Source organism: Streptomyces sp. NPDC002793 (genome assembly GCF_040295485.1).
In the GTDB taxonomy this organism is placed as follows: Bacteria; Actinomycetota; Actinomycetes; order Streptomycetales; family Streptomycetaceae; genus Streptomyces.
Genome location: NZ_JBEOVL010000024.1, coordinates 1 through 13,329, shown reverse-complemented (window position 1 = coordinate 13,329; position 13,329 = coordinate 1). Strand labels below are relative to the sequence as shown.

Annotated in this window: 12 protein-coding genes; 11 read left to right on the top strand and 1 reads right to left on the bottom strand. The window is 71.1% G+C overall.

The genetic code is table 11. The annotated features are described in order from the left end of the window. Positions 1–127: 127 nt before the first annotated feature. Positions 128–1,114 carry a UDP-glucose 4-epimerase GalE gene (gene galE, locus ABT001_RS22775; protein WP_351280434.1) on the bottom strand — a complete coding sequence of 329 codons (987 nt, stop codon included), beginning with the start codon at positions 1,112–1,114 and terminating at the stop codon, positions 128–130. Between the two features lie 300 nt (positions 1,115–1,414). Here galE and ABT001_RS22770 point away from each other — a divergent pair, with 300 nt between their 5' ends. From ABT001_RS22770 to ABT001_RS22720, 11 genes are all read left to right on the top strand, one after another. Continuing rightward, a complete protein-coding gene (locus ABT001_RS22770) occupies positions 1,415–3,175 on the top strand; it encodes a DUF5941 domain-containing protein (RefSeq protein ID WP_351280431.1) in 1,761 nt (586 codons plus the stop codon). Then, positions 3,172–3,909 carry a phosphocholine cytidylyltransferase family protein gene (locus tag ABT001_RS22765; RefSeq protein ID WP_351280428.1) on the top strand — a complete coding sequence of 246 codons (738 nt, stop codon included), beginning with the start codon at positions 3,172–3,174 and terminating at the stop codon, positions 3,907–3,909. Before ABT001_RS22770 ends, ABT001_RS22765 begins: the two co-directional genes overlap by 4 nt. Beyond that, a complete protein-coding gene (locus ABT001_RS22760) occupies positions 3,897–4,958 on the top strand; it encodes an iron-containing alcohol dehydrogenase family protein (protein ID WP_351280425.1) in 1,062 nt (353 codons plus the stop codon). The genes ABT001_RS22765 and ABT001_RS22760 overlap by 13 nt, the downstream gene beginning before the upstream one ends. Then, the gene (locus ABT001_RS22755; protein ID WP_351280422.1) at positions 4,936–5,715 is read left to right on the top strand and encodes a CDP-alcohol phosphatidyltransferase family protein; all 780 of its coding nucleotides are present in this window, start codon (positions 4,936–4,938) and stop codon (positions 5,713–5,715) included. The genes ABT001_RS22760 and ABT001_RS22755 overlap by 23 nt, the downstream gene beginning before the upstream one ends. A gap of 8 nt (positions 5,716–5,723) precedes the next feature. Next, entirely contained in the window at positions 5,724–6,596 is an 873-nt protein-coding gene (locus tag ABT001_RS22750) for a glycosyltransferase family 2 protein (protein ID WP_351280419.1), read from the top strand. A gap of 111 nt (positions 6,597–6,707) precedes the next feature. Next, complete coding sequence (locus ABT001_RS22745; protein ID WP_351280416.1) at positions 6,708–7,637, top strand: ABC transporter permease; 930 nt, start codon at positions 6,708–6,710, stop codon at positions 7,635–7,637. After that, positions 7,630–8,415, top strand: coding sequence for an ABC transporter ATP-binding protein (locus ABT001_RS22740; protein ID WP_351280414.1), 786 nt, complete (start codon positions 7,630–7,632; stop codon positions 8,413–8,415). Before ABT001_RS22745 ends, ABT001_RS22740 begins: the two co-directional genes overlap by 8 nt. A gap of 395 nt (positions 8,416–8,810) precedes the next feature. Further along, on the top strand, positions 8,811–9,722 hold the full coding sequence (hpnC, locus tag ABT001_RS22735) for a squalene synthase HpnC (protein ID WP_502967507.1): 912 nt from the start codon (positions 8,811–8,813) through the stop codon (positions 9,720–9,722). Between the two features lie 29 nt (positions 9,723–9,751). Further along, the gene (gene hpnD / locus ABT001_RS22730; protein ID WP_502967506.1) at positions 9,752–10,675 is read left to right on the top strand and encodes a presqualene diphosphate synthase HpnD; all 924 of its coding nucleotides are present in this window, start codon (positions 9,752–9,754) and stop codon (positions 10,673–10,675) included. 112 nt (positions 10,676–10,787) lie between these two features. Then, complete coding sequence (hpnE, locus tag ABT001_RS22725; RefSeq protein WP_351280406.1) at positions 10,788–12,176, top strand: hydroxysqualene dehydroxylase HpnE; 1,389 nt, start codon at positions 10,788–10,790, stop codon at positions 12,174–12,176. Next, on the top strand, positions 12,173–13,276 hold the full coding sequence (locus ABT001_RS22720; protein WP_351280403.1) for a polyprenyl synthetase family protein: 1,104 nt from the start codon (positions 12,173–12,175) through the stop codon (positions 13,274–13,276). Before hpnE ends, ABT001_RS22720 begins: the two co-directional genes overlap by 4 nt. Positions 13,277–13,329 lie beyond the last annotated feature (53 nt).

Sequence of the window (13,329 nt, the reverse complement as noted above, 5' to 3'; positions counted from 1 at the left end):
CCCGGGCGCACCGCGCCCGATGCGGTCAGTGAACTACGGGGTGGGGGTAGCGGGCAACACGGCACTGAACACCGTTGTCATATGCTCTGACCTGCGGAAACGATTGCAGGTCAGAGCTGTGCGCCGCTCACTGCGCGGCGCGGGCCTCCGGGTGGCGCAGGCACCAGCCCTCCCAGGCCGACTCCACCATCTCGCGCATGTCACGGCGTGCCGTCCAGCCCAGCTCCTCGGTCACCCGGGCCGCCGAGGAGACGGCCCGGGCGGCGTCCCCCGGCCTGCGCGGTTCGACCACGGGCTCCGTGCGCAGACCGGTGACCTCGCCCACCAGCTCGGCGAGCCGGCGTACCGATACGCCCTCGCCCCTGCCGATGTTCAGGGTGAGGTCCCCGCCCTCCGTGCCCGTGTCCAGGTGCCGGGCGACGGCGAGGTGCGCCTCCGCCAGGTCGGCGACATGGATGTAGTCACGGACACAGGTGCCGTCCGGCGTCGGATAGTCGTCGCCGAAGATCCTCGGAGCCTCGCCCCGCGTCAGCCGGTCGAAGAACATCGGTACGACGTTGTAGACACCGGTGTCGGCCAGCGCGGGCTCGGCGGCCCCCGCCACGTTGAAGTAGCGCAGGCAGGCCGTCGAGATGCCGTGGGCCCGCCCCGTCGCGCGTACCAGCCACTCCCCGGCGAGCTTGGTCTCGCCGTAGGGGTTGATCGGCGCGCACGGCGTCTCCTCCGTGATGAGCTCCACATCCGGGACGCCGTACACCGCCGCCGACGAGGAGAAGAGGAAGTGCCGCACACCGGCCGCGACCACGGCCTCCAGCAGCACGGCCAGCCCGGCCACGTTCTCCCGGTAGTAGAGCAGCGGCTTCTCGACGGACTCACCGACCTGCTTCCTCGCCGCGAGATGCACCACACCCGTGACGGCGTGCTCCGCCAGGACCCGGTCGAGCACCCCGCGGTCCGAGGCCGAGCCCCGCACCAGCGTGACGTCGGCGGGCAGCCGCTCCTCGATGCCCGTCGAGATGTCGTCGAGTACGACGACCCGTTCCCCGGCTCCTGTCATGGCCTTCGCCACGTGTGCCCCGATGTAACCGGCCCCGCCTGTGATCAACCACGTCATGCGGGTCAGCCTATGCGTTCCCGGGACACGGTTTGTGGGTCGAGGTGTTGATCGACAATGATGATCGCGAACGGCGCCGCATGATGGCCGATTCGCCCGAACGGAGCACAAACGGTCGGTGAACTCGGTCTTCCGTTCATCCGATAGCCTCAGCCGACGTGCCGCCGGCCCCTCCGGGCCGTATGTCGTGCCGTTCCCGTCAGCACCAAGGAGTGAGTTCGTCTGTCGACCGCCATCCTCACCGGTGCGCCGGTACCCGGATCGTCGCTCGAGGACGATCTGCGGTCACTCGGCTTCGACGTGACTGCCGCAGCCGACGCCTCCGGGGCCGCCGAGCTGCTCGCCGCAGTCCCCGCGAGCCAACGCGTCGCGCTCGTGGATCCCCGTTTCGTCGGCCATGTCCACGCCCTCAGGCTCGGACTCACCGACCCCCGCTTCGCCGCCGCGTCGGTCCCCGGTGCGCTCACCGCGCAGCCCGAGGCCCGTCCCGCGCTGCTCCGTGCCCTGCGCAGGGCCGTGGCCGCGGTCGGCACCGGAGGCCCCGTCGCGCCCCCCGGTGACGAACCCGTCACCGAGGACCGCACCGTGCCCGACCGGCTGGCCGTGGCCCTGGACGCGGAGGGCACCGCAGTGCAGCGCCCCGAGCTCGGCTCGCTCACGGCCGCGGTGCCCACCGCGCCCGAGGAACGGACCGCCGCCCGGGCCGCCGTGGCCGCCGTCGACGACGAGGCCGTACGGCTGCGCAGCGCCGTGAAGGCCCACGACGGCTTCTTCACGACCTACTTCATCAGCCCGTACTCCCGCTACATCGCCCGCTGGTGCGCCCGCCGGGGCCTCACCCCGAACCAGGTCACCACCGCCTCGCTGATCACCGCGCTCGTCGCGGCAGGCAGCGCGGCGACCGGCACCCGCGGCGGGTACGTCGCCGCCGGGGTGCTCCTGCTCCTCTCCTTCGTCCTGGACTGCACCGACGGGCAGCTCGCCCGCTACTCACTGCAGTACTCGACGATGGGCGCCTGGCTGGACGCCACCTTCGACCGCGCCAAGGAGTACGCGTACTACGCGGGCCTCGCCCTCGGTGCCGCCCGCGGCGGTGGAGGTGACGATGTATGGGTCCTCGCGCTCGGCGCGATGGTCCTCCAGGCCTGCCGCCATGTCGTCGACTTCTCGTTCAACGAGGCCAACCACGACGCGGTGTCCAACACGAGCCCCACCGCCGCGCTCTCCGACAAGCTCGACAGCGTCGGCTGGACGGTCTGGCTGCGCCGGATGATAGTGCTGCCCATCGGCGAGCGCTGGGCCATGATCGCCGTGCTCACCGCCGTGACCACGCCCCGGATCGTCTTCTACGCCCTGCTCGTCGGCTGCGCCCTGGCCGCCTGCTACACGACGGCCGGCCGGCTGCTGCGCTCGCTGACCCGCAAGGCGCAGCGCACCGACCGGGCGGCGGGAGCGCTCGCGGACCTCGCTGACTCGGGCCCGCTCGCCCAGGCCGTCGCCGCCGTGCTCCGGCGCCCGGGAGGCGGCTTCACGGCCCCGTTCCTGGCGTTCGTCGGCGCACTGGTCATGGTCGCGGCGGCGCTGTTCGCCCCGTACGGTGGCTGGCTGACCGTGGGTGCCGCCGCGGTGTACGCGGTCCTCTCCGGTCTCGCCGTCTCGCGGCCGCTCAAGGGCGCCCTCGACTGGCTCGTCCCTCCGGTCTTCCGGGCCGCCGAGTACTGCACGATCCTGGTGCTGGCAGCCCGCAGCGACGTACCGCACGCCGTTCCCGCGGCATTCGGCCTGGTTTCGGCCGTCGCCTACCATCACTACGACACGGTGTACCGCATCCGGGGCGGCACCGGAGCGCCGCCCCGGTGGCTGGTGCGCACCATCGGCGGCCACGAGGGCCGGACCCTGGTCGTGGCCGTTCTCGCCGCCGTGCTGACCCACGGTTCAGGATTCACCACGGCTCTGACCGCGCTGGCGGCCGCCGTGGCTCTGGTGGTGCTCGTGGAGTCCATCCGCTTCTGGGTGTCCTCCTCGGCCCCCGCCGTACACGACGAAGGAGAACTCGCATGATCGGCCTCGTACTGGCTGCCGGTGCCGGACGCCGTCTGCGTCCCTACACGGACACGCTGCCCAAGGCCTTGGTGCCGGTGGACGGCGAGAAGACGGTCCTGGACCTGACGCTGGCCAACTTCGCGGAGGTCGGACTCACCGAGGTCGCGGTCGTCGTCGGCTACCGCAAGGAGGCGGTCTACGCCCGCAAGGCCGAGTTCGAGGCCACGTACGGCGTGACGCTGACGCTCATCGACAACGACAAGGCCGAGGAGTGGAACAACGCCTACTCCCTCTGGTGCGCACGCGAGGTCCTGAAGAAGGGCGTCATCCTCGCCAACGGCGACACCGTGCACCCGGTCTCCGTCGAGAGGACACTCCTGGACGCACGGGGCGAGGGCCGGAAGATCATCCTCGCCCTCGACACGGTGAAGAGCCTTGCCGACGAGGAGATGAAGGTCATCACCGAGGACGGCAAGGGCGTCCGGCGGATCACCAAGCTGATGGACCCGGCCACCGCGACCGGCGAGTACATCGGCGTCACACTGATCGAGGCCGACGCCGCCGAGGAGCTCGCCGACGCCCTGAAGGCCACCTTCGAGCGTGACCCCGACCTCTACTACGAGGACGGCTACCAGGAGCTCGTGAACCGCGGCTTCACCGTCGACGTCGCGCCCATCGGCGAGGTGACGTGGGTCGAGATCGACAACCACGACGACCTCGCCAGGGGCAGGGAGATCGCGTGCCTGTACTGACCCGCCTCATCCCGTCCCCCGTCGTCGTCGACATCCGGCGCGGCGCGATGGACGATCTGGCCGGTCTCCTCGCCGACCAGCGGATCTCCGCCTCGGGCAAGCTCGCCATCGCGATCAGCGGCGGTTCCGGGCGCGCCCTGCGCGAGAAGCTCGCTCCGGTGCTGCCGGGGGCCGACTGGTACCCGGTCGCCGACGGCACGATCGACTCCGCGGTGCGGCTCGCCGACGGCATCAAGGGCAACCGCTACGACGCCGTCGTCGGCCTCGGCGGCGGCAAGATCATCGACGTCGCGAAGTACGCCGCCGCGCGCGTGGGCATGCCCATGGTCGCCGTCGCGACGAACCTGTCCCACGACGGGCTCTGCTCGCCGGTCGCGACCCTGGACAACGACAACGGACGGGGCTCCTACGGGGTCCCCACCCCGATCGCCGTGGTCATCGACCTCGACGTGATCCGTGCGGCGCCCCCGCGCTACGTGCGCTCGGGCATCGGTGACGCGGTCTCCAACATCTCGTGCGTCGCCGACTGGGAGCTCGCCCATGAGCACCAGGGCGAGGAGATCGACGGGCTCGCGGCCGCCATGGCCCGGCAGGCCGGCGAGGCCGTACTGCGTCACCCCGGAGGCATCGGCGACGACGCCTTCCTCAAGGTGCTGGCCGAGGGACTCGTGCTCACGGGCATCTCGATGTCGGTCGCCGGGGACTCGCGGCCCGCCTCGGGTGCCTGCCACGAGATCAACCACGCCTTCGACCTGCTGTACCCGAAGCGCGCGGCCAGCCACGGCGAGCAGGTCGGCCTCGGCGCCTGCTTCGCCATGCACCTGCGGGGCGCCCACGAGGAGTCCGTCCACATGGCGTCGGTCCTGCGGCGTCACGGGCTGCCGGTGCTGCCCGACGAGATCGGCTTCACCGTCGAAGAATTCGTGCGGGCCGTGGACTACGCGCCGCAGACGCGCCCGGGACGCTTCACGATCCTGGAACACCTCAACCTGTCCACCGACCAGATCAGGGACGCGTACGCCGACTATGCAAAAGCCATCCATAGCTGAACTCCGTCCGGTCGTGCACCCCCCGGGCGTGAAGGACCGGCGCAGTGGCGAGCACTGGGCGGGGCGGCTCTACATGCGCGAGGTCTCCCTGCGCATCACCCGGCGTCTGGTGACCACGAAGATCACGCCGAACCAGCTGACCTACGTGATGACCGTCGCCGGTGCGCTCGCGGCGCCCGCCCTGCTGGTCCCGGGCATCCCCGGCGCGCTGCTCGGTGTGCTCGCGGTCCAGCTCTACCTGCTGTTCGACTGCGTCGACGGCGAGGTGGCCCGCTGGAAGAAGCAGTACTCGCTGGGCGGGGTCTATCTGGACCGGGTGGCCGCCTACCTGTGCGACGCGGCGGTGCTGGTCGGCTTCGGCCTCCGTGCCGCCGACCTGTGGGGTCCGGGACGCATCGACTGGCTGTGGGCCTTCCTGGGCACGCTCGCCGCGCTCGGCGCGATCCTGATCAAGGCGGAGACCGACCTCGTCGGCGTCGCACGCCACCAGGGCGGGCTGCCGCCCGTCAAGGAGGCCGCGTCCGAGCCCCGTTCCTCCGGCATGGCGCTCGCCCGCCGCGCGGCCGGCGCGCTCAAGTTCCACCGGCTGATCCTCGGCATCGAGGCGTCGCTGGTCATCCTGGTGGTGGCGGTTCTCGACGTGGTCAGGGACGACCTGTTCTTCAGCCGTCTCGCGGTCGCGGTCATGGCCGGCATCGCCCTTCTCCAGACGGTCCTGCACCTGGTGTCGATCCTGGCGTCCAGCAGGCTGAAGTGAGCTCACCCATGAAACTCGGCGCGGTCATCATCACCATGGGCAACCGCCCCGACGAACTGCGCGCCCTTCTCGATTCGGTCGCCGGGCAGGAAGGCGACCGGATCGAGGTGGTCGTCGTCGGCAACGGAGCCCCGGTCCCCGACGTCCCCCCGGGCGTACGGACCGTGGAGCTGCCCGAGAATCTGGGTATTCCGGGTGGCCGCAACGTCGGCATCGAGGCGTTCGGACCGTCCGGAGCCGATGTGGACGCCCTGCTCTTCCTCGACGACGACGGGCACCTGCCGAACACCGACACCGCCGAGCTCTGCCGACGGGCGTTCGAGGCGGACCCGAAGCTCGGCATCGTGACGTTCCGCATCGCCGACCCGGACACGGGTGTCACCCAGCGACGGCACGTGCCACGGCTCCGTGCCTCCGACCCGATGCGCTCCTCCCGTGTCACGACGTTCCTCGGTGGCGCGAACGCCGTACGCAGCCAGGTGATCGCCGAGGCGGGCCCGCTCCCCGGCGAGTTCTTCTACGCGCACGAGGAGACCGACCTCGCGTGGCGGGCCCTGGACGCCGGCTGGATGATCGAGTACCGCGCGGACATGGTGCTCAACCACCCCACCACGGCCCCCTCGCGGCACGCGGTCTACCACCGCATGGTGGCCCGCAACCGCGTCTGGCTCGCCCGCAGGAACCTGCCCGCGCCACTGGTTCCCCTGTACGTCGGGGTCTGGCTGCTGCTCACCCTCCTCCGCCGGCCCTCCCTGCCCGCACTCAAGGCGTGGTTCGGAGGCTTCCGCGAAGGCTGGACCGAGCCCTGCGGACCCCGTCGCCCGATGAGGTGGCGTACGGTATGGCGGCTGACCAGACTAGGACGGCCGCCGGTGATCTGAGAGGCTTCCGTCTCTGAGACCATGAGCCGTATTCATTCCGTACGGGGTACCTGTCCGCCTTGGCCGCGCCCGCGACCCGGCTGCGCATCGTGAAGACGAGAGTTCTTAACTGTGAGTGACACGACCCACGACGGCGGGATTGCGCTGAGCAGCCCGCCGTCCGCCGACGAGGGACTGAGCGCGTCCCAGCTGGCCGACAAGTACGGCTTGACGGTGAGCGGTGCCCGGCCAGGGCTGCTCGGCTATATCCGGCAGCTCTGGGGCCGGCGCCACTTCATCCTGGCCTTCTCCAGGGCGAAGCTGACCGCGCAGTACAGCCAGGCCAAACTCGGTCAGCTGTGGCAGGTGGCCACACCGCTGCTGAACGCCCTGGTCTACTTCCTGATCTTCGGCCTGATCCTGGGCACCAACCGGGGGATGAGCACCGAGGTCTTCATCCCGTTCCTGGTGACCGGCGTCTTCGTCTTCACCTTCACCCAGAGCTCGGTCATGGCGGGGGTGCGGTCCATCGCCGGCAACCTCGGCCTGGTCCGGGCCCTGCACTTCCCCCGGGCCTCGCTGCCCGTCTCGTTCTCGCTCCAGCAGCTCCAGCAGCTGCTGTACTCCATGATCGTGCTGTTCGCCGTGGCGATCGGCTTCGGCAGCTACCCCAGGCTCTCCTGGCTGCTGATCATCCCGGCGCTGGCCCTGCAGTTCGTGTTCAACACCGGCCTGGCGCTGGTCATGGCCCGGCTGGGCAGCAAGACCCCCGACCTCGCCCAGCTGATGCCGTTCGTCATGCGGACCTGGATGTACGGCTCCGGCGTGATGTTCTCCATCCCCGTGATGCTCGAGGGCAAGCCGCAGTGGATCGCGGACGTACTGCAGTACAACCCGGCCGCCGTCTACATGGACCTCGTCCGCTTCGCACTGATCGACGGCTACGGCTCGGAGAATCTGCCGCCGCACGTCTGGGCCGTCGGACTCGCCTGGGCGCTCGTGGTGGGCGTCGTGGGCTTCGTGTACTTCTGGAAGGCAGAGGAACGGTACGGCCGTGGCTGAGGAATCGTCCCAGGGACACATCCCCACCGTGATCGCGGACGACGTACACATCGTGTACCGCGTGAACGGCACCGGCGGCGGCAAGGGCAGCGCCACCGCGGCACTGAGCCGGATCATGCGCCGCGGCAAGGGCGAACCGCGCGGTGTGCGCAAGGTGCACGCGGTGCGGGGCGTGTCCTTCACCGCCTACCGCGGCCAGGCGATCGGGCTCATCGGCACCAACGGTTCGGGCAAGTCCACGCTGCTGCGGGCCATCGCCGGTCTGCTGCCGACCGAGCAGGGCAAGGTGTACACCGACGGCCAGCCGTCGCTGCTCGGTGTCAACGCGGCCCTGATGAGCGACCTGACCGGTGAGCGCAACGTCGTGCTCGGCGGTCTCGCGATGGGCATGAGCCGCGAGGAGATCCGCACGCGGTACCAGGACATCGTGGACTTCTCGGGGATCAACGAGAAGGGCGATTTCATCACCCTGCCGATGCGCACGTACTCCTCGGGCATGGCGGCTCGGCTGCGGTTCTCGATCGCGGCGGCCAAGAACCACGACGTCCTCATGATCGACGAGGCGCTCGCCACCGGTGACCGCAAGTTCCGGGTCCGCTCCGAGGAGCGGATCCGCGAGCTGCGCAAGGAGGCGGGCACCGTCTTCCTGGTCAGCCACAACAACAAGACCATCAGGGACACCTGCGACCGGGTGCTGTGGCTGGAGAGAGGCGAGCTCCTGATGGACGGCCCCACCGAAGAGGTGCTGAAGGCCTACGAACGGGAAACGGGCAAGTAGCCGTCACGCGCGCGTGGCCCCCGCCGGAGCGCAGCGGCGGGGGCCGCACGGTGTCCGGGGGAGGATCTCCTCCCGGCGGATGACGTCAAGTTCCCCGGATCCGGGGAAGGTTGGCAGCGACCGAGGTGTTGCACGAGAGGGTGCCGCACCCGGGCGCGGCCCTGTGAGCTGTACAACGTAAGCTGTGATGGTGCTGATTCGCGCCATGTGGGGTGATACGCCCCCGGCGCATCGCCGGTTGTGCGCACGTCGCACTCGGCTGGACGGGCGGCGTGTCCGAAAAGGGTTGTTTTGGGTCAGCAGTGTAGAACGGGAGATATGACGGCAATGATGGAAAATCTCCAGCTTCGACGTGGTTTCGCCGTCCCCGCGTCGGGCGGTACGCGGTGAGCCGTATTCAGCGGACGCGGGCCGACGCCGCCGCCACCGCCACGCTCGACAAGGCCGCCGACGAGAACTTCCCCGTGGCCCCCTTCTTCCTGCCCCGCGCCTGGCGCGACGACCTGATGGCGGTCTACGGATTCGCCCGGCTCGTCGACGACATCGGTGACGGCGATCTGGCTCCCGGCGGCGCCGACGCGCGGCACCTCGGCCTCGACCCCGGACAGGCCGAGGACCGGCTCGCCGCGCTGGACGCCCTCGAAGCCGATCTGTACCGCGTCTTCGCCGCCACGGGTGACGGTCCGCGCCATCCCCTGATGCGTGCCCTGCGCCCCACCGTGCGGCGCTGCGCGCTCACCCCCGAACCCTTCCTCGGGCTCGTCGAAGCCAACCGGCAGGACCAGAAGGTCCGCCGCTACGGGACCTACGGGGACCTGCTGGCCTACTGCGAGCTCTCAGCCAACCCCGTCGGCCGTCTCGTCCTGCAGATCACCGGCACGGCGAGCCCCGAACGGATCCGCCGCTCCGACGCCGTCTGCACCGCGCTGCAGATCGCCGAGCACCTCCAGGACGTCGCCGAGGACCTCGGCCGCGACCGGATCTATCTGCCCGCGGAGGACATGGCCCGCTTCCACGTCGGCGAGACGGACCTGGCGGCACCGTCCGCAGGTGCCGCGGTGCGCGCCCTGATCGCGTTCGAGGCCGAGCGCGCCCGTGATCTGCTGGCGGAGGGCGTCCCCCTGGTGGGCAGCGTCCACGGCCGGCTGAAGCTGCTGCTCGCCGGATTCGTCGGAGGGGGGCGGGCCGCCCTCGGCGCCGTGTCGGCCGCGGGTTTCGACGTACTGCCCGGACCGCCCAGACTCACCGCGCCGAGACTGCTGCGCGAAGTGGGAGACGTCCTGCGAAGAGCGCACAGAGAGGGGTGAGCCGGACCGTGGAGGGACAGACGACGTACATGTCGGCACCGGTACAGGCCGCATACAGCTACTGCGAGGCCGTCACCGGACAGCAGGCCCGTAATTTCGCGTACGGCATCAGACTGCTGCCGTACGAGAAGCGGCAGGCCATGTCGGCGCTGTACGCCTTCTCCCGTCGGGTCGACGACATCGGCGACGGCGAGCTCGATCCGGAGACCAAGCACACCCGGCTGGAAGCCACCCGGGGACTGCTCGGCCGGATCCGGGACAACGCGGTCGACGAGGACGACACCGACCCGGTCGCGGTCGCGCTGGCCGACGCCGCCCGCCGGTTCCCGCTGCCGCTCGGCGGGCTCGACGAGCTCATCGACGGCGTGCTGATGGACGTACGGGGCGCGACCTACGAGTCCTGGGACGACCTGAAGGCCTACTGCCGGTGCGTCGCGGGTGCCATCGGGCGCCTCAGCCTGGGCGTTTTCGGAACGGAAGCGGGCGCGCGGGGCGCCGAAAGGGCCGCCGAGTACGCCGACACCCTCGGCCTCGCCCTCCAGCTCACCAACATCCTGCGGGACGTCCGCGAGGACGCGGGCAACGGACGCACGTACCTGCCCGCCGACGACCTCGCCAAATTCGGCTGCTCCGCCGGATTCCACCGGGCCACCCCGCCCCCCGGGGCGGACTTCGCGGGCCTGGTGCACTTCGAGGTCCGGCGCGCCCGGGCGCTCTTCGCCGAGGGCTACCGGCTGCTGCCCATGCTGGACCGGCGCAGCGGTGCCTGCGTAGCCGCCATGGCCGGCATCTACCGCCGGCTCCTCGACCGGATCGAACGCGATCCCGAGGCCGTTCTCCGAGGCAGGGTCTCCCTTCCCGGCCACGAGAAGGCGTACGTTGCGGTGCGTGGACTGTCGGGACTCGACGCGCGGTACATCTCACGGCGGACGGCCAGGGGGAGGGTCGGATGACGGGTTCGGTCCGACGCGCGGGGCGGGCAACCCCCGACCGCCCGTGTGCGTCCCTGACTGCGATGACGTGGCGTACACCGCCGGCCACGGCGGCACGGCGAAGGGAGCAGGCATGACCGACCGGAGCCTTCGGGCCTCCCGCGCGGTGGTCGTCGGCGGCGGCCTCGCCGGTGTCACCGCCGCGCTGCGTCTCGCCGACGCGGGTCTCGCGGTGACCCTGCTCGAAGGCCGCCCCAGGCTCGGCGGGCTCGCCTTCTCCTTCCGGCGCGGCGACCTGTCCGTCGACAACGGCCAGCACGTCTACCTGCGCTGCTGCACGGCCTACCGCTGGTTCCTGGACCGGATCGAGGGGGCCCACCTCGCCCCGCTGCAGGACCGCCTCGACGTGCCCGTACTCGACGTGGGGCGGCCCGCCGGGCCGAGGCTGGGCCGACTGCGGCGCACCGGGCTGCCCGTCCCGCTGCACCTCGCCGGGGGGCTCGCCGCCTACCCGCACCTCTCGCTCGCGGAGAAGGCCGGTGTCGCCCGCGCCGCACTCGCGCTGGGCCGTCTCGACCCCGCCGACCCGGCGCTCGACGGCATCGACTTCGCCACCTGGCTCCGCCGGCACGGCCAGTCGCCACGCACGATCGAGGCACTCTGGGACCTCGTGGGCGTCGCCACGCTCAACGCGACCGCGCCGAACGCCTCCATGGCCCTCGCCGCGAAGGTCTTCAAGACGGGACTCCTCTCCGAGCCCGGGGCCGCCGACATCGGCTGGGCAGCCGTGCCGCTCGGGGACCTCCACGACACCCTCGCCCGCAAGGCCCTCGAATCGGCGGGCGTGGCAATCCACCTGCGCACCCGGGCGGGTTCCCTCACCCGTGCCGAGGACGGCCAATGGGCGGTCGGGACCGACGGCGAACGCTTCGAGGCGGACACCGTCGTCCTCGCCGTGCCACAGGGCGAGACGCACCGGCTCCTGCCCGACGGGGCGCTCGACGACCCCGACCGGCTGCTCGACCTCACCGACGCACCGATCCTGAACGTGCACGTCGTCTACGACCGCAAGGTGCTGCGCAGACCGTTCTTCGCCGCGCTCGGCTCGCCCGTGCAGTGGGTCTTCGACCGCACGGCGTCCTCCGGCCTCCAGGGCGGCGGCCAGTACCTCGCGGTGTCCCAGTCCGCGGCGCAGGACGAGATCGATCTTCCCGTCGCCGAACTGCGCACCCGCTACCTGCCCGAGCTGGAGCGGCTCCTCCCCGCGGCGCGCGGGGCCGGGATCCGGGACTTCTTCGTCACCCGGGAACGCACCGCGACCTTCGCACCCGCACCGGGCGCCGGCCGCCTGCGGCCGGGCACGCACACCAGTGCCCCCGGGCTGCACTTGGCGGGAGCATGGACCGCCACCGGCTGGCCCGCCACGATGGAGGGTGCCGTCCGCAGCGGCCGCAGCGCGGCTGACGCCGCGCTCCGGGCCCTCGCCCGGCCACATGAACATCCGCTGCAGGAGGCGGCATGAGCAGTACCACCGGAACAAGAGGAGAGTCTGTGACCCCGGCGAACCCGGCTTACGACACCGTGGCGGACCCCACGGACGTCACCGCGCTTCTGGAGCGCGGAAGGGCCCTGTCAGCGCCGGTGCTGAGAGCTGCCGTGGAGCGGCTGGCGCCGCCCATGGACACCGTCGCCGCCTACCACTTCGGCTGGATCGATGCCCACGGCCGACCGGCCGACGGCGACGGAGGCAAGGCCGTGCGTCCCGCGCTGGCCCTGCTCTCCGCGGAGGCGGCGGGCGCCCCGGCAGAGGCCGGCATCCCCGGAGCCGTAGCCGTCGAACTCGTGCACAACTTCTCGCTGCTGCACGACGACCTGATGGACGGCGACGAGCAGCGCCGTCACCGTGACACCGTATGGAAGGTGCACGGCCCCGCCCAGGCGATCCTCGTCGGCGACGCGCTCTTCGCACTGGCCAACGAGATCCTGCTGGAGCTCGGCACCGTCGAGGCCGGCCGGGCCGCCCGCCGACTGACCACCGCCAGCCGCAAGCTGATCGACGGTCAGGCCCAGGACATCTCCTACGAGCACCGCGAGCGGGTCACCGTCGAGGAGTGCCTGGAGATGGAGGGCAACAAGACCGGCGCCCTGCTCGCCTGCGCCGTCTCCATCGGTGCCGTGCTCGGCGGAGCCGACGACCGTACTGCCGACGTCCTGGAGTCGTACGGCTACCACCTCGGCCTCGCCTTCCAGGCGGTCGACGACCTGCTCGGGATCTGGGGCGACCCGGAGTCCACGGGCAAGCAGACCTGGAGCGATCTGCGCCAGCGCAAGAAGTCCCTGCCCGTCGTCGCGGCGCTCGCCGCGGACGGACCCGCCTCGGAGCGGCTGGGCGAGTTGCTCGCCGCCGACGCCAAGAGCAGCGACTTCGACAGCTTCTCCGAAGAGGAGTTCGCCGCCCGTGCGGCACTCATCGAGGAGGCGGGCGGCCGCGAGTGGACCGCCCAGGAAGCCCGCCGTCAGCACGCGGTAGCCATCGAGGCGCTGCACGGCGTCGACATGCCGGAACGAGTGCGGGCGCAGCTCACCGAGCTCGCCGACTTCGTGGTCGTACGAAAGAGATGATCACCATCCAGATATGACTCGCAGTCGCCGGCGGGCGCCCCACGGGGCGCCCG

Coding starts and splice junctions, on each gene's coding strand:
- ABT001_RS22765 (WP_351280428.1), top strand. CDS start 3,172: ATGATCGGCCTCGTACTGGCTGCCGGTGCCGGACGCCGTCTGCGTCCC.
- galE (WP_351280434.1), bottom strand. CDS start 1,114: ATGACGTGGTTGATCACAGGCGGGGCCGGTTACATCGGGGCACACGTG.
- ABT001_RS22755 (WP_351280422.1), top strand. CDS start 4,936: ATGCAAAAGCCATCCATAGCTGAACTCCGTCCGGTCGTGCACCCCCCG.
- ABT001_RS22720 (WP_351280403.1), top strand. CDS start 12,173: ATGAGCAGTACCACCGGAACAAGAGGAGAGTCTGTGACCCCGGCGAAC.
- hpnE (WP_351280406.1), top strand. CDS start 10,788: ATGACCGACCGGAGCCTTCGGGCCTCCCGCGCGGTGGTCGTCGGCGGC.
- hpnD (WP_502967506.1), top strand. CDS start 9,752: ATGTCGGCACCGGTACAGGCCGCATACAGCTACTGCGAGGCCGTCACC.
- ABT001_RS22750 (WP_351280419.1), top strand. CDS start 5,724: ATGAAACTCGGCGCGGTCATCATCACCATGGGCAACCGCCCCGACGAA.